We start from the raw sequence: 26,516 nt of genomic DNA, 5'->3' as shown, positions 1-26,516 counted from the left end.
GAGCTAACCAGTACTAATTGCCCGTGTGGCTTGACCATATAACGCCCAAACAATTTGGGCCATGGCCTGACACATTGATTGAACGACAAGCTGGAACGGCACGAGATTACAGTGACCTCCTTGTTAAATGACTATCACTTTTCCCACCCTTTCGTTGTGTGGACTCAACACCCACCCGACAACCGAATTGCTTGACGACCATAGAGCATTGGAACCACCTGATCCCATTCCGAACTCAGCAGTGAAACGATGCATCGCCGATGGTAGTGTGGGGACTCCCCATGTGAGAGTAGGTCATCGTCAAGCTTCAAATAAGAAACCCCGCCAACTGGCGGGGTTTTTTTATGCCTGAATCGCCACCTGTCTGCGCACCTTGTGCCTTGTGCTACGAGTTCGGCCCTGGTGATGGGAGCGGCCCTGGCGGCGATGGGCTGGCCGACACACACAAATGCCCGGCAGGCATGCGGTATACTTCTCCGTTACGGCTTGTGTTACCGAGGAGATAGGCAGATGAGTCAGGATCGCGTCATCATTTTCGACACCACCCTGCGTGACGGGGAGCAGAGTCCTGGTGCGTCCATGACCCGGGAAGAGAAACTGCGTATCGCCAAGGCGCTGGAAAAGCTGCGCGTAGATGTCATCGAGGCTGGCTTTGCAATCGCCAGCCCGGGTGATTTCGAAGCGGTGAAAGGCATTGCCGATACCATCCAGGACAGCACCATCTGTAGCCTGGCTCGTGCGGTAGATGCGGATATCGATCGGGCGGCCGAGGCGCTGGTCAATGCCAATTCCGGTCGCATTCACACCTTCATCGCCACCAGCCCTATCCATATGGAGCACAAGCTGCGCCTGCACCCGGATCAGGTCATCGAGCAGGCGGTGCGCGCCATCAAGCGCGCGCGTAACCTCTGTGCTGATGTGGAGTTTTCCTGTGAGGATGGTGGACGCTCCGAGATCGATTTTCTCTGTCGCATCATCGAGCAGGCAATCGACGCCGGCGCGCGTACCATCAATATCCCCGACACCGTGGGTTATGCGATCCCGCATCAGTTTGCCGAGACCATCCGCCAGGTCATCGAGCGGGTACCCAATGCGGACAAGGCCATCTTCTCGGTACATTGCCACAACGACCTCGGGCTTGCGGTAGCGAATTCGCTGGCTGCGGTAACTGCCGGAGCGCGGCAGGTAGAGTGCACCATCAACGGCCTGGGTGAGCGTGCTGGTAACGCCTCGCTGGAAGAAATCGTCATGGCGATCAAGACCCGGCAGGATGTCCTTGGCGTCCACACGGGTATCGTTACCGAGCATATCCTCAGTACCTCGCGGCTGGTGTCCAGCATCACGGGTTTTCCGGTGCAGCCGAACAAGGCGATTGTCGGCGCGAACGCCTTTGCCCATGAGTCTGGTATCCACCAGGACGGCGTGCTCAAGCACCGCGAGACCTACGAGATCATGAGTGCTCAGTCGGTCGGCTGGCATGCCAACAAACTGTCGCTGGGCAAGCTGTCTGGCCGTAATGCGTTCCGTACCCGCCTGCAGGAGCTGGGTATCGAGCTGAGCGATCAGGATGAGCTGAACGCCGCCTTTGCGCGCTTCAAGGAACTGGCCGACAAGAAGCACGAGATATTTGACGAGGATCTGCAGGCACTGGTGTCCGATACCGTGACCGATATGGTGGAGCGGATGCGGCTGGTGTTTCTGGATGTCCGCTCGCGCACCGGTGAAACGCCTATGGCGACGCTCATGCTGGAGGTTGATGGCGTGGAGCAACAGGCGACCGCGTCTGGCTCCGGTCCGGTGGACGCCGCCTTCCGTGCGGTGGAGCAGATCGCCAACTCCGGCGCCAACTTGCAGCTCTATTCGGTCAATGCGATCACCGAGGGCACTGACTCCCAGGGAGAGGTGACTGTCCGCCTGGAAAAAGCCGGACGCATTGTCAACGGTAATGGCGCCGACACCGATATCGTCATTGCCTCGGCCAAGGCCTATATCAATGCGTTGAACCTGATGCACTCGGGAGCACTCAAGGCGCATCCACAAGTGGAAGGCATCTGATGCAGGAATCGACGCGTCTTGATTATCTGGCGGCCATGGGGGTGGTCGGCTGGGTGCCTCGTCAGGCGTTACCCCATGCAGCCTTTCGCGTTCCACCGGAGTTGCCTGAGCCGGTAGAAGACTCCCTGCCGGCAGCGGCAGTCGAGACCGCTGCTCCGGTGGTCAGTATCAGCTCATCCAGCGGGGCGGGACCGGCCCGGGCGAAGATCATTGTGCGTCCGAGTAAGCCGGACCCAGAGCCTGCTGCGTCCGTCACCCAGCCGGTTGCCGAGCCTCAGCCCCCAGCAGTTCCGCTCGCGCCGTTCTATCTGCAGCTGTGGATGGCCGGTCCCTGCGCATTGTTGATTGAGGTCCCCGAGCCGGGACTGGAAAGCGCCTCACCAGGTTTGCGCCTGCTCCAGGATATTTTACGCGCGGTGCGCCTGCCGCAGATGCCGCACCTGTATGCCGACTTCCACTGGCCATTGAATAGAAACCCGCAATTCGACCGCAGCGCCAAGGCCGCCAGCCTGGCGTTGCAGGCCTTTATGCAGGGGCGATTGGAAAGTGAGCCGGTGGTCTCCATTGGCTGTTTTGGTACCCATCCTCGTTTGTTGATAGGCCCGGAGCTGGATGAGGAGACCCTCCCTCATGACCGGGAGGAGGCGCTGGAGCAATTGCCTCCGGCCTGGTTCGCCCCCGACCTGGATACCCTGATGCAGGATTCCGCAAGCAAGGCGCAGCTGTGGCAACAGCTCAAGCGTGTCATGTCCCGTTGGCAGAGTGAAGAATGATAGAACCGGTATTTCGCCCGATGACCGAGGCGGACGTAGAGGCTGTGCTCGCTATTGAGTTCGCGGCCTTCAGTCATCCCTGGACCCGAGGCATATTTCTCGATTGCGTGACTTCCGGTCACGAATGTTGGCTGATGTTTCTCGGTGACCAGCAGGTCGGTCACGGTGTGTTGTCGGCAGCAGGGGACGAATCCCACTTACTGAATCTGACGGTCAAGCCGGCAAACCAGTCCAATGGGCTAGGCGGCAAGCTGCTTGCGCATCTGATGCAAAGGGGCAAGGAGCGGGGGGCAGAAACCGCCTTTCTGGAAGTCAGAGAATCCAATCACCCGGCCATATATCTGTACGAACGCTTCGGATTTAATGAAATCGGGCGGCGCCGGGACTACTATCCTGCTGTAGGGGGGCGCGAGGATGCTCTGGTTATGGCCTATTCACTAATCGACTGAGTCAGCGCTCAGCTTACATCCGAGTTGTTTATGTCTGCGCGTCACTGGGCCGTCGTCGGCCTGTTGCTCACTGCCCTGGCCTGGGCTGGAAACGCTCTCATTGCCCGCGCCAGTGCGGGTACGCTGCCACCGATAAGTCTATCGTTCTGGCGTTGGACTCTGGCCCTGCTATTGTTGCTGCCCTTCACCATCAGGGGGCTCTGGCAGTACCGTGGACTGTTGCTCGACAACGGGTTGAGGGTAGTTGTGCTGGCCGCGCTCAGTATTTCTTCCTACAACACCTTGTTGTATCAGGCGGCGCAGAGCACCAGCGCCATCAACCTCACCCTGGTAGGGACCGGATTGCCGGTGACCGCGTTCTTCTGGTCTATCGTTCTGCTGCGTCAGTGGCCGGCCCGCGCGACGATAGCGGGCGCGTCGCTCGGGCTCTGCGGGTTGCTGCTTATCCTGACGGGAGGGCAGCCAACGCGGCTGCTCGGACTGCACTTCAATGACGGTGACCTGATCATGCTGGTGGCGGTGCTGTCCTGGGGGCTGTACACGGTGCTGTTGCAGCGCTGGGTAATGCCGGTACCGGGTCTGGTGTTGATGGCCGCAATGCTGCTCTGTGGCGTGCCGCTGCTCGTCCCCTTCTTCCTCTGGGAGCTGATGCATCGCGGCTCGATGCCGATCACCTGGGAGGCTGCCGGTGCGGTGGGTTATACCGCGGTATTTGCTTCTCTGGTGGCTTATGTGGCCTGGAACAATGGCGTCAAGGTGCTGGGGCCGGCGACGGCCTCGTTGTTCAGCTATCTGGTTCCGGCGTTTACCGCCTTGTTGGGGATCATGCTGCTGGGTGAGCAGCTGCACTGGTATCACTTGGCTGGCGGCGCACTGACCTTCACGGGACTGCTAGTGGCGACACGCTGGCGTTAGCCTGCCGCGGCGCTGGGAAGAGGGCGGCGGTCATATTCCGAAAAGCAGAAACAAAAAAAGGCCTAGCCGAAGCTAAGCCTTTGAAAAGGTTGGTGGCTACACCTGGACTTGAACCAGGGACCCCAGCATTATGAATGCTGTGCTCTAACCAACTGAGCTATGTAGCCATCCGAGGCGCGCATTATTCCCAGAACCCGGATTGTTGTCAAGGGGTGGTGCGCTTAATTGGTAAAATTTTCAACCGCTTAGCCTGGCCCTTGGCCCGCCGGCAGCTTGCGGCTGCTGCCGGCTATTGGAGACGGCTGGATGCTGCTCAGCGGACACCCAACTGCAGTTGGGTAGCGACCTTACCGCCACCGTCGGCTGTCCCTTCGCTGGCGTCCAGCAGATGGATGCGTTCGGCTTCCAGGCCGCCCTGGTCCACCAACCAGTCCTTGATGGCGGAAGCGCGTTGCTGCGCCAGTCGCCGCAGTGGCAGGGAATTGTCGCTCCAGCTGTCGATCAAGGCCTGGCGCATGGCGCGGTCCCGCTCTTCCCGGGGTAGTTCCAGCACCTGCTCAGGCAGCGATAGCTGACGCTGTTCATGCAGTTTGCGGATCAGTTTGATCTGGTCCCGGTCATCCAATTCCAGTTCTGCCGGGTTATCCGGTGGGCGACGCATCGTGCTGGCGGCCAGTAGGCGCATTTCCCGTTCCAGGCGTTGGGTTGCCAGAGGCGGACCATCTGCGCTGGTCGCGCTGATACCTTCGACTTCCAATATCAGTTGCGGACGCTCCTGCAGGGCGCTGGACAGCGTGCCCAGAACTTTCGTGGCCTGCTCGTCCAGCTCAGCACTACCGGCAGCGAAGCTCAGCTCGCTGAGATCTGCTTCGCCGGCACCGGCAAGCCCGGCGATGAATTTGAAGGGCGCCTGGGTGGCACGCAGCATCAGGTTGCGCAGGGTCTGCCAGACAATGGGCATGACGCTGAACTCGGGGTTATTCAGATCGCCGGCGACAGGCAACTCGATATCAATATTGCCCTTGGTGTCCTTCAGTAGCGCCACTGCCAGACGTATAGGCAGATCCACGGCGTCGGGACTGTCGACCCGCTCGCCCAGCTGCAGGTCTTCCAACAACACCCGGTTGTCGGCCTTCAGCTGACCCTGATCGATCTGGTAATGCAGGTCCAGGTTGAGCCGGCCCTTGCGGATGCGATAACCGGCGAATTTCCCGGAATAGGGGGTGAGCGTCGTCAGCTCGACATTCTTGAAGCTGGTGGCGATATCCAGGCTGTTGAGCGGATCGAAGGGAGTCAGGCGGCCCTTGATGGTCACCGGCGCATAGCGATCCACCTTGCCGTTGAGATCGACCGCGGCGGCTTTTTTGCTCTGATTATCGAGGGTGCCAATACTGCCGTTCAGCTGTTCAATGCCGGCGGCAAAGTTGGGCGTCAGGCTGAAATCGGCGAAGTTGGCTGAGCCGTTATTGATACTGACGCCGCCGATGCGGATGCCGAAGGGGTCGCTACTATCACTGGCGGCGCTGCCCGGGGCAGCGGGCTGCGGCACCATCAGGTCACTGAAGTTGGTGCTCATGTCCCGGTTGATGATAAAGCGCACATAGGGTTGCTGGAGGCTGACCTTGTTGATGCTCAGGCTGTTGCCAGCGTAGTTGAGGTCATCCAGTTGCAGACTCTGCCATTTCAACAGGTCACGCTTGGCTGGGCCGTCTACCACATGCAATTGCTGCACACCTGCCTGGCCGGTCACGCTCAGTTGCAGTGGCTTCAGTTGTTCAAGTTGCACCTGTACGGTGCTGTCCAGCAAGCCAGACCTGAGTTCCAGGCGCATCAGGGGCTCGATATAAGCTTGCGCCACGGTCAGGTCGATCTGCCGGGTTTCCACCTGCAGATCCGCGGTGATCGGGTTGATGCCGACTTCACCCGAGACAGCCAGCTTGCCTTCCTGGTTCAGGGCGGTATCGATGCTCAGTTTGAAGGGCGACTCGGACTGACTGTCGAACTCGCTGAGATCGAGATTCAGCGGGCCGATGTCCAGTTCGACCGGTGTGGTCGGCTGGTGATCGGTCAACTGCAACCGGTAATCGTGCAACTGCGCCTGGTTCAGCAGGATGCGCCAGGGCTGTTCAGGCTCGCTGCTGGTGTCCGTTGCTGCAACGGACGGTACATCCTCTTCTGCAGGCGCTTCTGTGGCAGGAGGCTCGACGGATTGGTCGGTGGTTGAGCTGGTTGGCGTTAATAATGCCAGCCAGTCGATCTGGCCGTCCTTCAGGCGGGCGGCTTGGGCATTCAGTCCCTCGCTGTGGATAGCGCCCAGGCGCACTTCACGTTTGGCCAGATCCATGGAGGCATCGCTGATCGCAAGACTGTTCAGACGCAGCAGCGGTTTGTCTTCGGCTGCCAGATCAAGATCGCTCAGTTGCAGGCGGATATCGGAAAGCTGCAGTTCAGTGCTTTCAACCAGGCTGAGCTGGTAGGTACTGGTGACGTTCAGTGATCCCTGGTTCAGCGTCAGCGGCAATTGCTCCTGGACATAGGGCCAGAAGGTGCTCAATTGCGCTTCGTTGATTGCCAGTGTTCCGCTGGAGGTCAGCGGGCTGATACTGAGCTGGCCTTCCCAGTCGATGCGGGCGCCATAGGGGCCACTGGCACTGATCTGCATCAGGGTATTGTCATCTGGCAGCGTGCTGAGATGGGTCAGTTCGATATCCACCGCGTCGTACCCGAACTCGACTGGTTCGGCGGGGCGCAGATCCTGGAACTGCAGACTGTTGCCAATCAACGCCAGGCGGTCGATGCGTAGCGGGAAGGGACCGGAGTCGTTGTCGTCAGCCGGTTCACTTGCTTCTGGCAGGATAAACAACTCAGTCAGGTTGAGCGTGCCGTCTTCAGCGAACTGCACGCGGGTGCTGGCTTGCTCCAGCTCGACGTCGCGCAGGTGTACGGCCCGGGTCCAAAGACTGTCTATCTGCAGGTTGGCGTACAGTCGGGCGAAGGACACCTGGGGCTGCTCGGGCTCGCCGATATGCAGGCCGGCGAGGGTCAGCTCCAGGGTAAAAGGGTTGAGCTTGATACTCTCGAGCCGGGCGGGAACCGTCGCCCGTTGCTCGAATTGCTTGTTGACCAGGTGCAGGGCGACGGCCGGTATTATCAGAAAGCCCAGCAGGGCATACAAGGTGATCGCCGTGGTCAGACTGATCAACAGGGTTTTTGGTCTCATGCGCATGGTCATCACCGGCTCGCTTCAAATAGTCGGAAGTATGGCATGCTCCAGGACAAAGCTGGACCACTGATGTGGTTGCGGTGTCAGGATGGGACTGCGCGGGCCGAGTCAGAGCAACCATTCAATCGGGAGGATCGACATCAACCATATGCCGCTGCGCTTCAGCAGTCCGGTATTGGGCTCGCGATCATGACGTACTTCACGCGTGCCGATACGCTCGATCCAGTACAGCCTATCATCGTTGTCCAGCTGTACCTCATAGGCATTGTCCGGAATAACGCTGTCGAAAGCCTGGTGAACGGCCTGGGCCAGAGCGGGGCTATCGATGACGAAGCCGAGTTCGGTATTCAGGTGCATCGACCGGGGATCGAAGTTGAACGAGCCGACGAACACCCGCTCGTCATCCACGGCAAAGGTCTTGGCATGCAGGCTGGAGCCGGAGCTGCCAAAGGGGCCGGCACTTTCGTTGCGTTCCAGGTGAGGGGAGAGGCGGCGCATTTCAAACAACTGGACGCCGCCCTTGAGCAGATCCCGGCGGCGCTTGGCGTAGCCGGCATGCACCGCAGCCACATCGGTAGCATCCAGCGAGTTGGTCAGGATGCGTACATCAATGCCTTGGTCCGTAAGATCGGTAAAGGCATCCACACCGGCGGCGGTTGGTACGAAGTAGGGCGAGACCAACGCCACCGCGCTGCGCGGCTGCTCCAGGATCTGCCCCAGCTGGTGGGTCAACAGTCCCTCTGGTTTCGCCTTGCCCAGCCCCTTGGCGGGGTCGTCGGTTACCATGCGGGTAACCGCCCACTCCAGCGGCAGGTCGCCTGCCAGCAACCGACGGCTGAAGTCGGAGCGGGACACGGCAGTGACATACTTGGCCGCGTCGGCACTCACTTCCACCAGGGCAGCGGCCTGACTCAGTTGGTCCAGATTCTGCGCTGACACTGCCGGCAGAACCTGCTCCACGGGGTAGACGGAGCCGCTGGACCAATAGCGGTCGAAATCCGTCGAGACCTGCCCGACGATCGGGCCGACGGAAAGCACATCCAGGTCGGCGAACAGGATACCTTCGGTGGCCCCGAAATATTCATCGCCGATATTGCGCCCACCGATGATGGTGGCCTGGTTGTCGGCGGTGAAGGACTTGTTGTGCATGCGCCGGTTGGCTCGAGAGAAGTCGGTGATATAACCCAGCCACTTGGGCTTGCGCACGATGAACGGATTGAACAGGCGCACTTCGATCTGCGGATGCAGGGCCAGCGCTGCCAGTTCGGTATCCAACCCGGCGGTGCCATTGTCATCCAGCAGCAGCCGGACCCGCACGCCCCGGTCCGCCGCCGCGTGCAGTTCTTCCAGCAGCAGGGTGCCGGTCATGTCCCCATGCCAGATGTAATACTGCACATCCAGGGTGCGCTCGGCAGTTCGGGCCAGTAGTACTCGTGCGGCAAAGGCAGCATGCGGATCGGATAGCGCATGGATGCCGCTCTGGCCAGGGTGCGCCGCCACATCGGCGGCAAGGGCCTGACCGAGGCGGGTGGCGCGGGCAGACTCGGGACTCAGCGCGAAGGATTCGGTCAGGTTCTGGGCCGGCAGGCTGCAGCCGGTCAGCAGGCTGGTGCAGAGCAGCAGGACGGGCAGCCAGCTGCGTGCCGGTATGGGTGAGTCGAGGTGCAGCATGGCGGTTATGCTCCTTAACGTGATTGCCGGAGGGAGGCGATATATCCGGCAAGCTCCTGGGGAAAAAGAAAAACCCCTTGAGACGGTAATCATCAAGGGGTTTTTCATTCGCGGGACTGCCTCAGACGTTGAATCTGAAGTGCATTACATCCCCGTCCTTGATGATGTATTCCTTGCCTTCCAGGCGCCACTTGCCGGCTTCCTTGGCGCCGGCTTCGCCGTTGTACTGGATGAAGTCATCATAGGCGACCACTTCGGCGCGAATGAAGCCTTTCTCGAAATCAGTATGAATCACGCCAGCGCCCTGGGGGGCGGTGGCGCCGACCTTGACGGTCCAGGCGCGGACTTCCTTGACCCCGGCGGTGAAGTAGGTCTGCAGATTGAGCAGCTCGTAGCCGGCGCGGATCACGCGGTTCAGGCCCGGCTCTTCCATGCCGATGGCTTCAAGGAACATATCCTTCTCTTCACCGTCATCCAGCTCGGCGATTTCCGCTTCGATCTTGTTGCATACCGGTACCACCACAGCACCTTCGGCGTCGGCGATCTCACGCACGATATCGAGGTAGGGATTGTTCTCGAAGCCTTCTTCGGAGACGTTGGCGATGTACATCACCGGCTTGCTGGTCAGCAGGTGAAAGCCCTTGACCAACTTCTTCTCGTCGTCAGCCAGATCCTTGATCAGAGTACGGGCCGGCTTGCCTTCGCTGAAGTGGGGGATGAGCTTTTCCAGCAGAGCCTTTTGCGCTACGGCTTCCTTGTCGCCACCCTTGGCATTGCGCGCGACGCGCTGCAGTTGCTTCTCGCAGCTGTCGAGGTCGGCGAAGATCAGTTCCAGGTCGATGATTTCGATATCGCGCTTGGGGTCGACACTGTTGGAGACGTGGATCACGTTTTCATCATCGAAGCAGCGCACGACGTGGGCGATGGCATCGGTTTCGCGAATATTGGCCAGGAATTTGTTGCCCAGGCCCTCGCCCTTGGAGGCACCCTCAACCAGCCCGGCGATATCGACGAACTCCATGGTGGTCGGCAGTACGCGCTCGGGCTTGACGATGGCCGCCAGGGCGTCCAGACGCGGGTCCGGCATGGGGACGACACCGCTATTGGGCTCGATGGTGCAGAACGGGAAGTTCTCGGCACCGATGCCGGCTTTGGTCAGTGCGTTGAACAGGGTGGATTTGCCGACGTTGGGCAGTCCGACGATACCGCAATTGAATCCCATACTGGTGTCCTCTGCCGTTTTCGGCGGCGAAAATGATCAGGCCTTGAAGCTGTGCAGGCGTTGCATGACGCGAGTCCAGTCACCGGCAACCATACCGGGTACTTCGCGCAGTGCTTCGTCGATGCAGGCATCCAGTGCTTGCTGCTCGGTTTTGGGCGCGCGGCCCAGCACAAAGCCTGTGACCTGCGAGCTATGGCCGGGGTGGCCGATACCGAGCCGCAGGCGGTGGAAAACATTCTGATTACCCAGGCTGGCGATAATGTCGCGCAGCCCGTTATGGCCGCCGTGGCCGCCACCTTGCTTGCATTTCACCACACCTGGGGGCAGGTCGAGCTCATCATGGGCGACCAGGATTTCCTCGGGAGTGATGCGATAGAACCCGGCAAGGGCGGCAACAGCCTGACCGCTGCGGTTCATGAAGGTGGTGGGGATCAACAGGCGAACATCCTGACCGTCTATGGTCAGGCGGCCGGTGAGGCCGAAAAACTGTTTTTCCTGGCGCAGGGCCAGGTTATGCCCGGAGGCGAGACGCTCAACAAAAAGGGCGCCCGCGTTATGCCGGGTCATGTCATATTCCGGTCCCGGATTACCGAGACCGACGATCAACTTGATTCCGTGCGTCACAACGGGCGCCCTCTGGGGTTTCAGCAGGAAATTACTCCGCTGATTCCTCACCTTCACCAGCGTCTGCATCGGCAGCAGCAGCGGTACGCTGAGCCATGATGTTGACTACCGGCAGGTTGTGGTCGTCGCCCAGCGCCAGGCTAGGGATGACAACGCCTTTCGGCAGCTTCAGATCAGCCAGGTGCAGCGACTGGCCAACTTTCAGGTCCGCCAGGTCAACTTCGATGAAGTCGGGCAGGTCCTTCGGCAGGCAGCTTACTTCCAGTTCCGGCAGGTTGCGGAAGACCATGCCGCCTTCCTGCTTCACACCCACGCAGCTGTCTTCGTTGATGAAGTGCAGGGGTACGTGAACGGTAACCTTCTGGCCGGCGACGATGCGCTGGAAGTCGGCATGCATGACGCGCGGCTTGGCCGGGTGACGCTGCAGTGCCTTGAGCAGTACTTCTTCTTTCTTGCCATCAATGGACAGGCCGATGATGGAGGAGTAGAAAGCTTCGTTTTCCAGAGCCTTGTTCAGCTCGCGTGCTGCCACGGAGATGCTCTGCGGCTCCTTGTTGCCACCGTAAACGATAGCTGGAACCAGATCAGCGTTACGACGCAGGCGGCGGCTCGCACCTTTCCCCAGGTCATCACGCGCATTCGCATTCAAAGTGAAGTCGACCATGTGTAGTCTCCTTGCTGTGCGTCCGGGCACTTGCGACCAGCGCGTCGGACGATTGATAAAACCCGGCGATATTGCCGGGCTGTTTGATCAGTGCCGGTTCCTAGCGGAACATGGCGCTGATGGATTCTTCATTGCTGATCCGGCGCATCGCTTCGGCGATGATCGGTGCCATATCCAGCTGGCGAATGCGCTCGCAATGATCTGCGGCGGCCGACAGCGGAATGGTGTTGGTGACCACCAGCTCGTCGAGTACCGAACCGTTGATATTGTCGATCGCCTTGCCCGACAGGATCGGGTGGGTGCAATAAGCGGAGACCCGGGTGGCACCAAAATCCTTGAGCGCCTTGGCTGCGGCGCACAGGGTGCCGGCAGTATCGACCATATCGTCGACCAGGATGCAGTTGCGGTTTTCCACGTCACCGATGATGTGCATGACTTCCGACTGGTTGGCCTTGGGCCGACGCTTGTCGATGATCGCCAGGTCTGCACCCAGGGACTTTGCCACGGCACGGGCGCGAACCACGCCACCGATATCCGGGGAAACGATCAACAGGTTGTCCAGGCGCTGATCCTGGATGTCATCAATGAGTACCGGCGAGCCGTAGATGTTATCCACCGGGATATCGAAGAAGCCCTGGATCTGGTCGGCGTGCAGGTCAACAGTCAGTACGCGATCGACACCGACCACGTCCAGCATGTCGGCCACCACCTTGGCGCTGATGGGCACACGGGCCGAACGCGGGCGACGATCCTGGCGGGCATAACCGAAGTAGGGGATCACGGCGGTGATGCGGGAGGCCGAAGAGCGGCGCAGTGCATCGGTCATGACAACCAATTCCATCAGATTGTCATTAGTGGGCGCGCAGGTGGGCTGGATGACGAACACGTCCTTGCCACGCACATTTTCATTCAATTCAACGCTGACTTCGCCGTCGCTGAAACGACTAACCAACGCGTCACCAAGGGGGATATGCAATTGACGCACGACACGTCGCGCCAGATCGGGGTTCGCATTCCCGGTAAAAACCATCATCTTGGACACGCTGCAATACCTTTCTGGGTAGTGGTCTATGCGATGAGTCAGTGAGAGAGCCGGGCGAGCAGAAACACGCCTGGCCGGTCAAGCCGGACTCAAGATGTCATGAATTATTGCTGCCGGAGAAAATGGCAGGGGCGGCTGGATTCGAACCAACGCATGGCAGGATCAAAACCTGCTGCCTTACCGCTTGGCTACGCCCCTGTAACTGTCCGGATGCTAAGGTTGCATCCTTCTTACGTCGCTTTGTCGAGTAAAGCATGTAACGGTGAAACGTTACACCCCTTCGCAACAAAGGCTTGCAGAGTGGCTGGCAACCGGGCGCGAACTTTATCAGCTTCGCGTTCGTTTGGGAAGGCCCCAAACAAGCAACTGCCAGTTCCGGTCATCTTAGCTTCACAAAATTTGTTTAGCAAGATCAACGTGTTACGAATTTCAGTGTAACGCGCTGTGACTACCGGCAAGCAGTCGTTCCGACCACCGTGCTCTCGAAAGGCCGCTAATGTAATCGCCGGCGTGTCCCGAGTCAACCTTTCATCGGAGAAAATTTCCGCAGTGCTGACCTGGCAGGGCGGCACCACCACCAGATACCAGGGTTCATCGAGCTCGACCGGGGTCAGTTGTTCGCCAACGCCTTCGGCCCAGGCCGCGCGGCCCCGGACGAATACCGGCACATCAGCGCCGAGAGTCAACCCCAATTCGGCCAGCTGGTCGAGGGACAGGCCGGTCTGCCACAGGTGATTGAGGCCAACCAGGGTGGTGGCAGCATCCGAACTGCCGCCGCCGATCCCGCCGCCCATCGGCAGGCGCTTGTCCAGCTGGATATCCGCACCCTGCATGGTGCCGCTGGCCTGTTGCAGCAAGCGGGCGGCACGGATGATCAGGTTGTCTTCGGTGGCCACGCCGGGCAGCTCGGGTTGCAGGTGCAACTGGCCATCTGCGCGCGGCGTGAAATGCAGAATGTCGCCATGGTCGAGAAACTGAAACAAGGTCTGCAGCAGATGATAACCATCGGCGCGGCGGCCGGTGATGTGCAGGAACAGATTCAGCTTGGCCGGGGCGGGCAGGCTCAGGGTCGCGGTTGTCATTCGGGTAAATGGGGTTCCCAGCGGGTGATGACCAGGGTCAAGAGCACATCGTGCCCGGACAGCTGCAGGCGCTGGGGCAGCGTCAGACCATCGACCTGCTGATAGCGACTGTATTCCACGGTCCAGCCGGCCTGCGCCAGGCGGGCCAATTGACTGTCGGGGTTGAGTTGCAAGCGGCTCGGGCTGTCGGGGGCGGGCAGGCCCCGCACCCACCACAACAGATGCTCGACCGGCAGCCGCCAGCCGATCTGTTGTTCGAGCAGGATTTCTGCCGACTCGGCGGTAGCCGGCGGCTGACCAGCTACTTCCAGGGTTACCCCGGCATCACTGCCTTCGATGCGGGTGGCGCCCCGGCCAAGCGGGCCGGAGAGGCGGATATCATAATGGTCCTGTTGTTGCAGCCACGACAGGGTGCCGCTGCCGGACTCCCGTGGCGCCTTCACGCCCAGCTTGCCCTGCAGCGTCCAGTTGGCGAGCGGTGCGACGGCGCTGCGATGTGCCTGCCAGGCGGCCGGGTCGCCGCCGAACTCCAGGGTTTCACGTTGATGCAGATTGCTGCACGCGGCCAGCGTCATGGTCAGTGCCAGCAGGCAGCAAAGTCGTAGCGTTGCCTTCATCAGTCAGCCTTCAGTCGTTTGCGGGTGGCGTCGATCAATGGGGCGTCCTCCGCCGCCTCTGCCGCCTGGTCCCAGATGTCGCGGGCTTCGCGGCGCTTGCCCTGCTGCCATAGCACTTCGCCCAGATGGGCGCCGACCTCCTCATCGGGGAAGGCTGCGAAGGCGTCGCGCAGCAATTGTTCGGCGCGTTGCAAGTTGCCCAGGCGGTAATGGACCCAGCCGAGACTATCGAGGATCGCCGGATCGTCCGGCTTAAGTTCATGGGCCCGTTCGATCAGTTGCAGCGCTTCATCAAGCCGTTCATTGCGGTCGGCAAGTGTATAGCCCAAGGCGTTGAGGGCCATGGCATTGTCCGGCTCGCGCTGGATGATCTGGCGCAGGTCGGCTTCCAGTCCGGCCGGGTTGCCCAGGCGTTCGGAAAGAATGGCGCGGGTATAGAGCAGGCGGCTGTCGGTGGGCAGCTGCTGGACGGCTTGATTGGCGCGCTGCATGGCCCGTTGCGGCGCAGCCTCCGCCAGGGCTTCGATTTCCAGTAGATAGAGCTCCGGCGCCAGCTGAGGTTGCCGGGCGCGCTCGCCGTCCATGATCTCGCCAAGCTGGTCGGGGCGCTCGCGGGCCATCAACAGCTGGGTGATGCGCAGGCGCGAGGGCAGATAGTGCTCGCCGGCACCGATGCTTCGCCAGGTGCTGATGGCCGCATCCCAGTGTTCGGCTTGTTGATGGGCAGCGCCAAGGTGAAAGCGCGCCGCCTCGTTCTCGGGGTCGAGTTCAAGCAGCGCTTCCAGCTCGCCGATGGCGGCCTCGGTTTCGCCGCCTTCCAGTTCCACCAGGGCCAGGGCCAGACGGACGTCGTCATCGTCCGGATGTTGCCGGACCAGTTCCTGGAAATGGACAATCGCTGCCGGATGGTCCTCATTGCTGACCAGCATTCTGGCCAGCAGCAGGCGCATGCGGCCGTCATCGGGGAACTCGCGTACCCCTTGTTGCAGCACCTCGATGGCTTCATCGGTTTTGCCCAGGCCGGCATGCAGGCGGCTCTGCAGCATGATGGAGGCGGCAGTTCGGTTCTGCTGGGTATGCTTGTCGAGCAATTCCAGGGCTTCTTCGCTACGTTGCTCTTCCTGTAACAGCAGGGCGGCAGCAAAGCTCAGCTGGGGATTATTGGGGTGGCGCTGCAGTAGCCGCTGCAGATTCTCCAGCATGGCGGCACGGGTGACTCTGTCAGCTTGCAGTGCAGTGAGAGCCAGCAGATCGAAATGGGTGTCGTCCTGCAGCAGCAGGACCTGCTCCATCATCTGCATGGCCTGATCGTGCTCGCCGGCTCGGGCCAGTTGCAGAGCGGCGGCGCGCAACGCTTCGGGGTTGTCCGGTTCCACCTCGCTCCAGAGTAGGGCCATATCCATGGCCTGGCGGTGGGCGCCAAGGAACTCGGAGATTTCCATGGCGCGCTCAATGATGCCGGCATCGCGGGTGCGCTCGGCCTGTTGGAGATAGTTGCTCAGGGCGATATCGAAGCGGTTGCGTTGCCCGGCAATCTCGGCGGTCAGCAGCGCGAACAGGGTGTCAGCCGGAAACTGGCCATAGACTGCCGGTTCCTCTTTCTGCTCAGGAGTGACAGGCACCGGCGGCGCCGGGGGCTGCTCGGGTGCGGGCTCGTTGACTGCGCAACCGGCAATCAGCAGGCTGATTGTCAGAGCCAGGAGCGAGTGGTGAAATCGTGCCGTCATGGATACTCTCTTTGCTGCGCCGGTCTGCCAGATGAGGCTGGCAACTGATGATACAGGATGAGTTGCAAACCCACAGCGCGCAAGTGCAAAGCGGCCTGGCTGCGGCTGCAGGAGCCGGCCGTGGTGGGTTTTATACGGCTTTCCATGGAAGGAATTGATCGCCATCGTTATAAATAGGACAATTAGCTGTTTTTACCCCGTGCTTTCGGGCGACTATTGAGGTGCCATGGGCTTTCTCGCATTCGGGATCAATCACAGGACGGCGACGGTTGACGTGCGTGAGCGGGTCGCTTTCGCCCCGGATCAGCTGGCCGACGCGCTGCAGCAGCTACGTGATGAGACGCTTTCCCGGGAAGTTGCCATCCTCTCTACCTGCAACCGCACGGAAATCTACTGCACCCAGGACCAACCCGATCCTGCGGCGCTGGCTGACTGGGTGGCGCGCTATCACGGTCTGGAGCCCGGTGCGATCCGGGGCAGCAGCTATGCGCACAAGGATGCCGGCGCGGTGAAGCACATGATGCGCGTGGCTGCCGGACTGGATTCCATGGTACTGGGCGAACCGCAGATCCTCGGGCAGATGAAGGACGCCTGGCAGTACGCGCGTACCGCCGGCACCCTGGGGCCATCTCTGGATCGGTTGTTTCAGAGCACCTTCAACACCGCCAAGCAGGTCCGCACCGACACTGCCATTGGCGCCAACCCGGTTTCCGTGGCCTTTGCCGCGGTCAGTCTGGCGCGGCAGATATTCTCCGATCTGAGCCGCAGCACGGCGCTGCTGATCGGCGCCGGCGAGACCATCGAGCTGGTGGCGCGGCACCTCAACGAGCAGGGCATCAGCAAGATCATCATCGCCAACCGTACCCTGGAGCGGGCCGAGGCGGTGAGTACGCCGCTGGGTGGCCGGGCGATTACCCTCAACCAGATCCCCGACGTGCTGGCGCAGTGCGAGATTATCATCGCCTCGACAGCCAGCCCGCTGCCGATTCTCGGCAAGGGTGCGGTCGAGCGCGCGCTGAAGCAGCGTCGGCACCAGCCGATGTTCATGGTCGATATTGCCGTACCGCGGGATATCGAGCCGGAGGTTGGTGACCTGGCGGATGTATACCTGTACAGCGTCGACGACCTGCAGGAAGTCATCCAGGAGAACATGCGCTCCCGGCAGGACGCCGCCGAGGCCGCGGAGCGGTTGATCGAGATGGGTACCGACGAATTCATGCAGCGTCTGCGTTCGCGGGCGGCTGTGGATGTCCTCAAGCGCTATCGGCAACAGGCGGAACAGCAGCGCGATCAGGAGCTGGACAAGGCGCTGGCGCGCCTGGAACGGGGTGGCGATCCGGCCGCAGTGATGGCGGAAATGGCGCGGGCGCTGACCAACAAGCTGCTGCACGAGCCCAGCGTGCAGCTCAAGCGCATGAGCGCCGAGGGCCGCAGCGAGTCCCTGTCGCTGGCCATGGAGCTGTTCGCTCTGGATGATGAAACGAATACTGCACAGGGCAAATCATGAAAGCGTCACTACTCAATCGCCTGGACACGCTGCGCGAACGCTTCGAGGAGCTTTCCGCGTTGCTCAGCGATGCAGAAGTCATTCAGGAGCAGAGCCGGTTTCGGGCCTACTCCCGCGAATATGCGGAGCTGGAGCCGACCGTCCAGTGTTATGGCCAGTGGCTCAAGACCAGTGCTGATCTGGCGGAAGCGCGCAGTCTGCTCAAGGACGCCGACCCGGATATCCGGGCCATGGCCGAGGACGACGCCGAGGCCTGCAGCGGCATCCTGGCCGACCTGGAAGCACAGTTGAACCTGCTGTTGCTGCCCAAGGACCCCAACGATGAACGCAACGTATTTCTGGAAATTCGCGCCGGCACTGGCGGTGACGAGGCGGCCATCTTCGCCGGTAACCTGTTCCGCATGTACTCGCGCTATGCCGAGCGGCAGGGTTGGCGCATCGAGATCCTGTCGGAAAACGCCGGTGAGCACGGTGGTTTCCGTGAGGTGATAGCCCGCGTCGAAGGCCAGAGCGTCTATGCCAAGCTGAAATTCGAATCCGGCGCCCACCGCGTGCAGCGCGTGCCGGAGACCGAGTCCCAGGGCCGCATCCATACCTCCGCCTGCACCGTGGCGGTGATGCCCGAGCCCGATGAACAGGCAGTGGTGGAAATCAACCCGGCGGATCTGCGGGTGGATACCTATCGCTCCTCCGGCGCTGGGGGGCAGCACGTCAACAAGACCGACTCGGCCATCCGCCTGACCCACCTGCCTACCGGCATCGTGGTGGAATGTCAGGAAGAGCGCTCGCAGCACAAGAACCGCGCCCGGGCGATGGCCTTGCTGCAGGCGAAGCTGGCCAACCGGCAGCGCGAAGCCCATGAGAAGGAAATCTCCGATACGCGGCGTTCGCTGGTGGGCTCAGGTGACCGTTCCGAGCGCATCCGCACCTACAACTTTCCCCAGGGGCGGGTCACCGATCACCGTATCAACCTCACCCTGTACAGTCTGGACCAGGTGATTGAAGGCGAGCTGGACGGTATCGTCGAACCGTTGCGCCGGGAGTACCAGGCCGATCAGTTGGCTGCCTTGGACCAGGCATGAAGCGCAACATTGCAGCGTTGCTGGCAGAGGCCGAGGTGCCCGGATCGGATAGCCCCGGGCTGGATGCCGAGTTGCTGCTGGCCCATGTGCTGGGCAAATCCCGCAGCTATCTCTTTACCTGGCCGCAGAAAGAGGTATCGGAGCCGGAAATCGAACGCTTTTTCACGCTGCTGGCGCGCCGCCAGCGCGGTGAGCCGGTGGCCTATCTGCTAGGCGAGCAGGGGTTCTGGACACTGGACCTGCAGGTCAGCCCGGACACGCTGATACCTCGCCCGGATACCGAACGGCTGGTAGAAGTGGCCCTGGAACTGGGCCCGCCGCAGCCGGCACAGGTGCTGGATCTGGGCACCGGCACTGGTGCCATCGCCCTGGCGCTGGCCAGCGAGCGACCCCACTGGCAGCTGACGGGCTGCGACCGCATGCCCGGCGCCGTGGTGCTGGCCGAGCAGAACCGCGCGCGTCTGGGGTTGGGAAATGTGCGCTTTCTGCAGAGCGACTGGTTTGCCGCCCTGGGCCGCGACCGGTATGACCTGATCGTCTCCAACCCGCCCTATATCGCCGCCGATGACCCGCACTTGACTGAGGGTGATGTGCGTTTCGAGCCCGCCAGCGCCCTCGTCAGCGGTGCCGACGGGCTGGATGATATCCGGCAGATCATTGTCAGCGCACCAGCCTATCTGAACGACGCTGGCTGGCTGTTGCTGGAACATGGCTGGCAGCAGGCCGAGGCCGTGCGCAGCTTGCTCGAGGAGCGCGGCTTTCACGTTGTGCAGTCCTGGCAGGACCTGGGCGGGCACCAGCGGGTCAGTGGAGGGCAGTGGCATGGATGACCAGCAGCTGCTGCGCTACAGCCGCCAGATACTGCTGCCGCAGATCGATATCGACGGTCAGCAGCGTCTGCTCGACAGTCGGGTATTGATCGTCGGGCTGGGCGGGCTGGGTGGCCCGGCGGCGCTCTATCTGGCCGGGGCCGGGGTCGGTACGTTGGTGCTGGCGGACGACGATCATGTCGACCTGACCAACCTGCAGCGCCAGATTATCCACGGCTGTGCTGATCTCGATCGGTCCAAGACCGAGTCGGCCCGCGACCGACTCGCCGCACTCAACTCCGATATCCAGCTGCGTCAGCTGCAGCAGCGGCTGGTCGGTGAGCAACTGTTGGCGGCGGTAACCGACGTGGATCTGGTGCTCGACTGTACGGACAATTTCACCACCCGCCAGGCGCTGAATCAGGCCTGCGTGGCGTTACGGCGACCGCTGGTGTCCGGCGCTGCCATTGGCTTGCAGGGCCAGGTCAGCGTGTTCGACGCACGGCGCGCAGAAAGTCCCTGCTACCAGTGTTTGTATGGCGACGGTGATGATGTGGCGCCCAGCTGCAGCGAGGCTGGGGTGATCGGGCCGCTGGTCGGCATGGTGGGCAGCCTGCAGGCGCTGGAAGCGCTGAAATTGCTGGCCGGGTTCGGTGAGCCTCTGGTGGGGCGACTGTTGCTGATCGATGCGCTGCGCAGCGGGTTTCGTGAGCTGCGTATCAAGCGCGATCCGGGTTGTGGCTGCTGCGGGACTGGAGCTGGTAATGAATGACGCACCCATAGGCGTGTTCGATTCCGGCGTCGGTGGCCTGTCGGTGCTGCGCGAGATCCGCCAGTTACTGCCGGCTGAGTCCCTGTTATACGTGGCTGATAGCGGCTTCGTGCCCTATGGCGAGAAGTCGCCGGAAACCATCTGCCAGCGCAGCCGAGCGATTGCCGAGTTTCTGCAGGCGCAGGGGGCCAAGGCGCTGGTGCTGGCCTGCAATACGGCCACCGTGGCGGCGGTGGCTGACCTGCGGGCCCGTTACCCGCTGCCGATCATTGGCATGGAGCCGGCCGTCAAGCCGGCTACTCTGGCTACCCGCAGCGGGGTGGTTGGCGTGCTGGCCACTACCGGAACCCTGCGCAGCGCCCGGTTCGCCGCGTTGCTGGACCGCTTCGCCGGTTCGGTGACGGTCATCACGCAGCCCTGTCCGGGGCTGGTCGAATGCGTCGAACGCGGCGACCTGAACGGGCCGCAGGTGATTGCGTTGCTGACCCGCTATACTCAGCCCCTGCTGGAAGCCGGGTGCGATACCCTGATTCTCGGTTGTACGCATTACCCGTTTCTGCGTCCGGCCCTGGAGCAATTGTTGCCCGATCACATTCGCCTGGTGGATACCGGAGCCGCTGTAGCCCGCCAGTTGCGGACGCGGCTGACCGAGCATAATCTGCTTGCCGCTGGCCCGGCTGCGCCGGCGCGGCTATGGACCAGCGGCGATGTGGCGGCCCTGGAGGGTGTGCTGCCGCTGTTATGGGAAAGGAACGCAACGGCTGAGCCGTTGTCGGTTTAAATCGAAGACTGCCTCTGAATCGACCACGCTTCAGAGGCAGTCTTCGACTACGGTGAAATCAACCATCGCAAGGAAAATACGAGATGAAGAAAACTGCCTTGGCACTATCCTGCGCTCTGTCTGCGCTGTGCAGCGTTCCCGCTGCCCATGCCTTGGACGGTATCACGCTGCAGATCGGTGAGTCTTCCGAGAACACCACCACCTACCGGATCGGAGCGGAGTTCGAATTCGGCCGAACCCTATGGCAAAGCCAGTCGGGCGGTGTGCAGCTGGATGGTTACTGGGATGCCGGAGTGACTCGCTGGAGCAGCCTGGATGCGACCAGTCTGACCCTCACTCCCATGTTTCGACTGAGTTTCGGTGCCAGTGACGGCGGCGTGACGCCTTTCCTGGAAGGCGGCATTGGCGCCTCCTATTTCACCGACACCAACCTGGGTGATCAGGACCTGGGCGGCAAGTTCCAGTTCGAAGATCGTCTGGGCGCAGGCTTGAAGTTTGCCAGCGGCTCGGAAGTGGGCGTGCGCTACTACCACTACTCCAACGCCGGCCTCAAGCAGCCGAACGACGGTATCGACATGGCTGCGCTGTACTATCGCCTGGGGTTCTGACCCGGAGAGGGCATGGATGCCCGCCAGTCCCTTTCACCAGCTCTTCCGGCTTCCTCAGTTTCTCGACCGCGTCACACCGTATTGCTCCCGGTACAACTGGGCAAAGCCATGCAGCAGCGGCAGCATGATCGCCCAGGCCAGCGCGATGAGTAACAACCCCGGTATCAAGCTGAGGGTCAGGGAGACATCCTCCCGTTGCACAATCACCCCGTACAGCATGGGCCCGGCGACCGCGCCCAACAGGCTGGCGCGCCACCAGGGGCGGGCGCTCCAACGTAAAGCATGATTGAGCGTGGTGCCTATCAAGGCCCAGCCGAGCACCAGCCACAAAGGGGCCAGAACCTCATGGCCGCGAATTGTCAGCCAGCCCATTTGCAGCATCAGTGAATCCAGTACCGCACCGGCCAACAGGCAGGACACCACCAATTTTCCTTCGGCGGCCCAGTTGCTGATATGGAAAAAATGCACCAGCAGCGCCGCCCCGGGAATCAATAACCAGGCGCTGTTACCGCCCAGCACGCAGGCCAGCCAGCCGCTAACGAACAGCAGGGCATTGAACAGGTTCTTTGCTGGCATGGGTGAACATTCTCCATTGGCTGGTTATCCGGTTCGGCGATCGTCCCGGAATCGACGTTCGGCTGCAAGGGGCGCGGGCGATATGTTCAGGCAATGATGTCCATAGCCATGGCGACAGGGTAAAACCCGCGCCGGCAGGGTACAATCCGGGTTTTCCACCCACCTGCAGATATTGATGTCACAAGGGGAAAGCCTGATGTCCGACCGAGGGATCCTGTTACTGAATCTGGGTTCACCCGCCAGCACCGAGGTGGCGGATGTGCGTCGTTATCTCAATCAGTTTCTGATGGACCCTTGTGTGGTGGATCTACCCTGGCCGGCGCGTCGGCTGCTGGTCAGCCTGATCCTGCTGCGACGTCCGCGTGAGTCCGCGGCGGCTTATGCGTCGATCTGGTGGGAAGAAGGCTCGCCGCTGATCGTCATCAGCCGCCGGGTGCGCGATCAGTTGCGCGCCCGGTTGGATATGCCGGTAGAGTTGGCCATGCGTTACGGTGAGCCATCGGTGGAGCAGGGCATCCTGGCGCTGGCCGGGCAGGGCGTGGGCGAGATCCTGTTGATGCACCAGTATCCGCAGTTCGCCGACAGCACCATCACCACCTCCATCCGCGAAGCACAGCGGGTCATCCGCAAGCACGACCTCAAGGTGCGGCTGACGGTACTGCCGGCTTTTCATGGCCGGCAGGATTACCTGGACAGCCTGGTCGCCAGTGCCCAGCCCCATTTGCAGCAGGGCTTCGATCACTTGCTGTTCAGCTACCACGGTCTGCCGGAACGCCACCTGCGCAAGGCCGATCCCACCGGCAACCATTGCCTGTCCAGCGCCGATTGCTGCGCTCGCCCGTCGCCGGCGCATGCCACCTGCTACCGCGCCCAGTGCCGGGCGGTCAGCCATGCCTTTGCCGAGCAGATGGGCTTGCAGCCTGACCAGTGGAGCATGGCGTTCCAGTCCCGGCTGGGGCGTGACAAGTGGATCGAGCCCTACACCGAGGAAACGCTGGACGAACTGGCGGCCCGGGGCGTGAAGCGGCTGCTGGTGATGTGCCCGGCCTTTACCGCCGATTGCATCGAGACGCTGGAGGAGATCGGTGACCGTGGCCGCGAGCAATTCATCGAGGCGGGCGGGGAAGAGCTGGTGCTGGTGCCATGCCTTAACGATCACCCGCAATGGATGGACACGCTGGCTCACTGGGCGCGCACCGAGCCGGTCAGCGCCTGATCGTACCGGTGGGGTGGCTCAGGCGCGCTTGAGCCACTCCGACAGGGCCAGATGCAGCCCCAGCGCCACCAGCACCGCGCCCATCAACCGATCGAACCAGTGGCCCATACGCGCAAAGCTGCTGCGCACGCGCGGTTGGCTGAACAGCAGCGCTACCAGGCAGAACCACAACCCCGTGGCCGCCGCCAGATAAATTCCGTAGCCCGCCTGGACCAGTAGTGGCGTCTGGGGGCTGATGACCAGCGTGAATACCGACAGAAAGAACAGCGTCGCCTTGGGATTCAGGCCATTGGTGATGAAACCATTGACGAAGGCCTTGCGCGCCGGCATCGCTACTGTTGCCAACGCCACCTCACCCGTGCTGCTGGCTTGCGGGCGGGCGCGCAGCGCCTTGATGCCGATATACAGCAAATAGGCCCCGGCAAGCAGCTTCAGCGCATTGAACAGCCATACCGACTGCGACACGATGATGCCAATGCCCAGTAGTGAATAAGCGACATGCAGGAAAATGCCTGCGCCGATCCCCGCCGCGGTGATCAACCCGGTCTTGCGTCCCGCGCTCACACTGTTGCGGATGACCACGGCAAAATCCGGCCCCGGACTGATTACCGCCAGCAGGTGGATCATTGCCACCACCAGAAACTCGTTCAGATACAATGGACTGCTCCGGTCAAAACCGCCATTCTAAACCAGCCTCAGTCGAAACGGGTTCCGAGATGAATAAACTGTCAGTGGTATTTTTGGATCAGGCGTCATTGGATCAGGGTGATCTGGATATGCAGGCGCTGCACGACGCCGCAGCGACCTTGACGCTGTACCCCGCCACCATGGCGGAGCAGGTGGCTGAACGTATCGCCGACCATCAGGTAGTGATCACCAACAAGGTGATGATCGACGAGCAGGCCATGCAGGCCTGTCCGCAGTTGCAACTTATCCTGGTATCCGCCACCGGAACCAATAATGTCGATCTGGAAGCGGCCCGCAAACGGGGTATCACGGTCTGCAACTGCCAGGCCTATGGCACCCCGTCGGTGGCGCAGCATGCGCTGATGCTCATGTTGGTACTCATTACCCGCTTTGAATCCTACCGTCAGGCCGTGCGTGACGGTGCCTGGCAGCGCAGCAATCAGTTCTGCCTGCTGGATTACCCCATCGGTGAGTTGTCTGGCCGCACCCTGGGCATTCTCGGTTATGGGGAGCTGGGACAGGAAGTCGGTCGACTGGCCAGTGCCTTCGGGATGAACATCCTGGTCGGCTCGTTGCCGGGCCGCGAACACCCCGACCGTCCGCCCCTGGCCGAGCTGCTGCCCCAAGTCGATGTGCTCAGTCTGCATTGCCCGCTCACCGAGCAGACCCGGCACCTGATCGGTGCCGAGCAACTGGCACTGATGAAGCCAGGCAGTCTGCTGATCAACGCCGGGCGCGGTGGGCTGGTGGACGAGCAGGCGCTGGTCGACAGTCTGCGCAGCGGCCATCTGGGTGGGGCTGGATTCGATGTGCTGACCACCGAACCGCCGGTCAATGGCAACCCGCTGCTCGACGACTCCGTACCCAACCTGGTGGTGACGCCGCACAGTGCCTGGGGCAGCCGGGAAGCGCGCCAGCGGATTGTCGGTCAGTTGGTGGGCAGCCTGGTGGATGAGGTCCAGCGGGAACAGCGCCGCATTGTCTGAGTGAACCGGTCCACAGATTCGCCATGACGGGTTTCACAGATTGATCAGGTCCACTCCTTTGGGTGGTGCGCGAAGCGGCGGGCATCGATAATTTTCCAGCCTCGATCAGGAGCAGGCTTTCCCTGAGCCATAGTCTGCTTCTGATGAGGACCTGTCATGGACAAGGAACGACCGACGCCGCGTCGGGTAGCCCGTCTGTGGAGTGCGGCCACCGCCCAGCGCGGCGTCAGCCTGCTGGAAGTGCTGGTAGCGGTGTTGGTGCTGGCCATCGGCGTGTTAGGTGCCGTCTCCCTGCAGATCAATGCGCTACGCTACAACGCTAGTGCCGCCTACAACACCCAAGCCAGCTTTCTCGCCTACGACATGCTCGATCGCATGCGGGCGAATGCCGATAACCTTTCCAGCTATACCATCAACATCAATTCGGCTTGTGCGGACAGCAGCCCCGGCGCATCGATCCTGGCAACTGATCGACAGGACTTCGCCCACGCGGTGAGTTGTCTGCTGCCAGGCGGCTACGGTAGCGTCGCCGTCAATGGCAACCTCGCCACCGTCACCATCGGCTGGTCGGAAGAGCGGATCGTCGCCGCCGCCGGCAACACGGAATTCGTCATTTCCTCGATGATTCGGGGTGATCTGTGAGTCGCCGCCTGTCAGGCCGCCCAGCCAGCGGGTTTGGCCTGGTCGAGTTGATGATCGCGATGACGCTCGGGCTGATTCTGATTCTCGGGGTGTCGCACATATTCATCGCTGGCAAGCAGAGCTTCGTGCTCCAGCAGCACACCGCCGCGCTGCAGGAAAACGCTCGCTTTGTACTCAGTCGGATCAGCCGCGACCTGCGCCAGGCTGGCATGTTCGGCTGCCTGGATATGTCCCGCCTACCGGCGGCCACCCGCAGCCAGTTGCCGGTGGAGTTCGCCGCGCCCGTCAGTTTTTCCAGTAGCGTGCTCAAGGTGATCAGCGCCGTGCCGGTACACGACCGGATAACGGCCAGCGGCACCCGCCAGGCTACCGATTACGGCGCCCAGTGGCTGCTGGCAACCAACTGCCTGGATGAGCTGCGTATCGCATCGGGTAATACCAGCCTGGCGGTCGAACCAGGCGACTTGCTCATTCCCATCCGCCAGATCGAGTACCGCCTGGATCAGCACCGGCTGCAGACCCGACTCAACGACAGCGGCAACTTCGAAGTGCTGATCGACGAGGTCGCCGGGTTCGATCTGCAATTCGGGCTGGCGGCCACGGCGGCGGACCGGACGGTGGACGGCAACTATGTAACCACGGTAGCTGCGGCGGACAGCGAGCGTATCCGCAGTATCCGCATTGCCCTCAACTTCAGCGACAACCCGGCCAATACCAGCGCTGGTCAGGTTCGGCTCCAGCAATACACGCTGGTGACCGCGCTGCGCAACCGACTGGACTGAACGG

25 protein-coding genes, 2 tRNA genes and 1 rRNA gene are annotated in these 26,516 nt (G+C 61.6%); 15 read left to right on the top strand and 13 right to left on the bottom strand.

Going from position 1 to position 26,516, the window contains the following annotated elements:
• The first annotated feature begins 190 nt into the window (after window positions 1-190).
• The 5 genes from rrf to DHB74_RS13865 all read left to right on the top strand — a co-directional run bounded on the left by rrf (window position 191) and on the right by DHB74_RS13865 (window position 4,192).
• A 5S ribosomal RNA gene (gene rrf, locus DHB74_RS13885) occupies window positions 191-306 on the top strand.
• A gap of 204 nt (window positions 307-510) precedes the next feature.
• A complete protein-coding gene (locus DHB74_RS13880; protein ID WP_499161741.1) occupies window positions 511-2,055 on the top strand; it encodes a 2-isopropylmalate synthase in 1,545 nt (514 codons plus the stop codon).
• Window positions 2,055-2,828, top strand: coding sequence for a hypothetical protein (locus tag DHB74_RS13875; RefSeq protein ID WP_036992972.1), 774 nt, complete (start codon window positions 2,055-2,057; stop codon window positions 2,826-2,828). The genes DHB74_RS13880 and DHB74_RS13875 overlap by 1 nt, the downstream gene beginning before the upstream one ends.
• Window positions 2,825-3,277: a ribosomal protein S18-alanine N-acetyltransferase gene (gene rimI, locus DHB74_RS13870; protein ID WP_036992971.1), complete on the top strand. Its 453-nt coding sequence runs from the start codon at window positions 2,825-2,827 to the stop codon at window positions 3,275-3,277. The genes DHB74_RS13875 and rimI overlap by 4 nt, the downstream gene beginning before the upstream one ends.
• Window positions 3,278-3,307: 30 nt before the next feature.
• Entirely contained in the window at window positions 3,308-4,192 is an 885-nt protein-coding gene (locus tag DHB74_RS13865; RefSeq protein ID WP_036992970.1) for a DMT family transporter, read from the top strand.
• A 90-nt stretch (window positions 4,193-4,282) separates the two neighbouring features.
• Here DHB74_RS13865 and DHB74_RS13860 read toward each other — a convergent pair.
• The 11 genes from DHB74_RS13860 to DHB74_RS13810 all read right to left on the bottom strand — a co-directional run bounded on the left by DHB74_RS13860 (window position 4,283) and on the right by DHB74_RS13810 (window position 16,064).
• Window positions 4,283-4,359 (bottom strand) — tRNA-Met (locus tag DHB74_RS13860).
• Between the two features lie 146 nt (window positions 4,360-4,505).
• Window positions 4,506-7,418, bottom strand: coding sequence for a DUF748 domain-containing protein (locus DHB74_RS13855; protein WP_499161740.1), 2,913 nt, complete (start codon window positions 7,416-7,418; stop codon window positions 4,506-4,508).
• Window positions 7,419-7,523: 105 nt separating this feature from the next.
• Window positions 7,524-9,086, bottom strand: coding sequence for a phospholipase D family protein (locus tag DHB74_RS13850; RefSeq protein ID WP_499161739.1), 1,563 nt, complete (start codon window positions 9,084-9,086; stop codon window positions 7,524-7,526).
• A 121-nt stretch (window positions 9,087-9,207) separates the two neighbouring features.
• On the bottom strand, window positions 9,208-10,308 hold the full coding sequence (gene ychF / locus DHB74_RS13845; RefSeq protein WP_036992969.1) for a redox-regulated ATPase YchF: 1,101 nt from the start codon (window positions 10,306-10,308) through the stop codon (window positions 9,208-9,210).
• Window positions 10,309-10,344: 36 nt separating this feature from the next.
• Window positions 10,345-10,875: an aminoacyl-tRNA hydrolase gene (pth, locus tag DHB74_RS13840; protein ID WP_051611406.1), complete on the bottom strand. Its 531-nt coding sequence runs from the start codon at window positions 10,873-10,875 to the stop codon at window positions 10,345-10,347.
• An 88-nt stretch (window positions 10,876-10,963) separates the two neighbouring features.
• Complete coding sequence (locus DHB74_RS13835) at window positions 10,964-11,596, bottom strand: 50S ribosomal protein L25/general stress protein Ctc (protein WP_036992968.1); 633 nt, start codon at window positions 11,594-11,596, stop codon at window positions 10,964-10,966.
• A gap of 100 nt (window positions 11,597-11,696) precedes the next feature.
• Complete coding sequence (locus tag DHB74_RS13830; protein ID WP_036992967.1) at window positions 11,697-12,638, bottom strand: ribose-phosphate pyrophosphokinase; 942 nt, start codon at window positions 12,636-12,638, stop codon at window positions 11,697-11,699.
• 123 nt (window positions 12,639-12,761) lie between these two features.
• A tRNA-Gln gene (locus tag DHB74_RS13825) sits at window positions 12,762-12,836 on the bottom strand.
• A gap of 32 nt (window positions 12,837-12,868) precedes the next feature.
• The gene (ispE, locus tag DHB74_RS13820) at window positions 12,869-13,720 is read right to left on the bottom strand and encodes a 4-(cytidine 5'-diphospho)-2-C-methyl-D-erythritol kinase (RefSeq protein ID WP_136870158.1); all 852 of its coding nucleotides are present in this window, start codon (window positions 13,718-13,720) and stop codon (window positions 12,869-12,871) included.
• Window positions 13,717-14,337: a lipoprotein insertase outer membrane protein LolB gene (gene lolB / locus DHB74_RS13815; RefSeq protein WP_051611393.1), complete on the bottom strand. Its 621-nt coding sequence runs from the start codon at window positions 14,335-14,337 to the stop codon at window positions 13,717-13,719. Before lolB ends, ispE begins: the two co-directional genes overlap by 4 nt.
• Complete coding sequence (locus tag DHB74_RS13810) at window positions 14,337-16,064, bottom strand: tetratricopeptide repeat protein (RefSeq protein ID WP_051611391.1); 1,728 nt, start codon at window positions 16,062-16,064, stop codon at window positions 14,337-14,339. Before DHB74_RS13810 ends, lolB begins: the two co-directional genes overlap by 1 nt.
• A gap of 226 nt (window positions 16,065-16,290) precedes the next feature.
• Between DHB74_RS13810 and hemA the strand changes: the two genes are divergently transcribed.
• The 6 genes from hemA to DHB74_RS13780 all read left to right on the top strand — a co-directional run bounded on the left by hemA (window position 16,291) and on the right by DHB74_RS13780 (window position 21,623).
• Entirely contained in the window at window positions 16,291-17,571 is a 1,281-nt protein-coding gene (gene hemA / locus DHB74_RS13805) for a glutamyl-tRNA reductase (protein ID WP_036992962.1), read from the top strand.
• A complete protein-coding gene (gene prfA, locus DHB74_RS13800; RefSeq protein ID WP_036992961.1) occupies window positions 17,568-18,653 on the top strand; it encodes a peptide chain release factor 1 in 1,086 nt (361 codons plus the stop codon). The genes hemA and prfA overlap by 4 nt, the downstream gene beginning before the upstream one ends.
• The gene (gene prmC / locus DHB74_RS13795) at window positions 18,650-19,483 is read left to right on the top strand and encodes a peptide chain release factor N(5)-glutamine methyltransferase (RefSeq protein ID WP_499161738.1); all 834 of its coding nucleotides are present in this window, start codon (window positions 18,650-18,652) and stop codon (window positions 19,481-19,483) included. Before prfA ends, prmC begins: the two co-directional genes overlap by 4 nt.
• Entirely contained in the window at window positions 19,476-20,234 is a 759-nt protein-coding gene (gene moeB / locus DHB74_RS13790) for a molybdopterin-synthase adenylyltransferase MoeB (RefSeq protein WP_499161737.1), read from the top strand. Before prmC ends, moeB begins: the two co-directional genes overlap by 8 nt.
• The gene (gene murI, locus DHB74_RS13785) at window positions 20,227-21,015 is read left to right on the top strand and encodes a glutamate racemase (RefSeq protein ID WP_036992955.1); all 789 of its coding nucleotides are present in this window, start codon (window positions 20,227-20,229) and stop codon (window positions 21,013-21,015) included. The genes moeB and murI overlap by 8 nt, the downstream gene beginning before the upstream one ends.
• Window positions 21,016-21,098: 83 nt before the next feature.
• Entirely contained in the window at window positions 21,099-21,623 is a 525-nt protein-coding gene (locus DHB74_RS13780) for an acyloxyacyl hydrolase (RefSeq protein ID WP_036992953.1), read from the top strand.
• A gap of 54 nt (window positions 21,624-21,677) precedes the next feature.
• Here the strand turns inward: DHB74_RS13780 and DHB74_RS13775 are convergent, their stop codons facing one another.
• Entirely contained in the window at window positions 21,678-22,199 is a 522-nt protein-coding gene (locus DHB74_RS13775) for a DUF2878 domain-containing protein (protein WP_499161736.1), read from the bottom strand.
• A 196-nt stretch (window positions 22,200-22,395) separates the two neighbouring features.
• On the opposite strand from DHB74_RS13775, the gene hemH reads away from it, so the two are divergent.
• Window positions 22,396-23,415: a ferrochelatase gene (gene hemH, locus DHB74_RS13770; RefSeq protein WP_051611389.1), complete on the top strand. Its 1,020-nt coding sequence runs from the start codon at window positions 22,396-22,398 to the stop codon at window positions 23,413-23,415.
• Window positions 23,416-23,433: 18 nt separating this feature from the next.
• On the opposite strand, the gene DHB74_RS13765 is transcribed toward hemH, so the two are convergent.
• Window positions 23,434-24,072 (bottom strand): LysE family translocator, encoded by a 639-nt coding sequence (locus DHB74_RS13765; RefSeq protein ID WP_036992950.1) that lies wholly within the window; start codon window positions 24,070-24,072, stop codon window positions 23,434-23,436.
• A 59-nt stretch (window positions 24,073-24,131) separates the two neighbouring features.
• Here DHB74_RS13765 and DHB74_RS13760 point away from each other — a divergent pair, with 59 nt between their 5' ends.
• From DHB74_RS13760 to DHB74_RS13750, 3 genes are all read left to right on the top strand, one after another.
• Window positions 24,132-25,088 carry a 2-hydroxyacid dehydrogenase gene (locus tag DHB74_RS13760; protein WP_051611387.1) on the top strand — a complete coding sequence of 319 codons (957 nt, stop codon included), beginning with the start codon at window positions 24,132-24,134 and terminating at the stop codon, window positions 25,086-25,088.
• Between the two features lie 156 nt (window positions 25,089-25,244).
• Complete coding sequence (gene pilV, locus DHB74_RS13755; protein WP_051611385.1) at window positions 25,245-25,730, top strand: type IV pilus modification protein PilV; 486 nt, start codon at window positions 25,245-25,247, stop codon at window positions 25,728-25,730.
• Window positions 25,727-26,512: a prepilin-type N-terminal cleavage/methylation domain-containing protein gene (locus DHB74_RS13750; RefSeq protein WP_036992948.1), complete on the top strand. Its 786-nt coding sequence runs from the start codon at window positions 25,727-25,729 to the stop codon at window positions 26,510-26,512. The genes pilV and DHB74_RS13750 overlap by 4 nt, the downstream gene beginning before the upstream one ends.
• The last annotated feature ends 4 nt before the right edge of the window (window positions 26,513-26,516 follow it).

The sequence above is a fragment of the Pseudomonas sp. G11-1 genome (assembly GCF_024031555.1).
Classification (GTDB): Bacteria; Pseudomonadota; Gammaproteobacteria; order Pseudomonadales; family Pseudomonadaceae; genus Halopseudomonas; species Halopseudomonas bauzanensis.
Note: the sequence above shows the minus strand (reverse complement) of the source record. Positions and strands in the feature narration are given on the sequence as shown.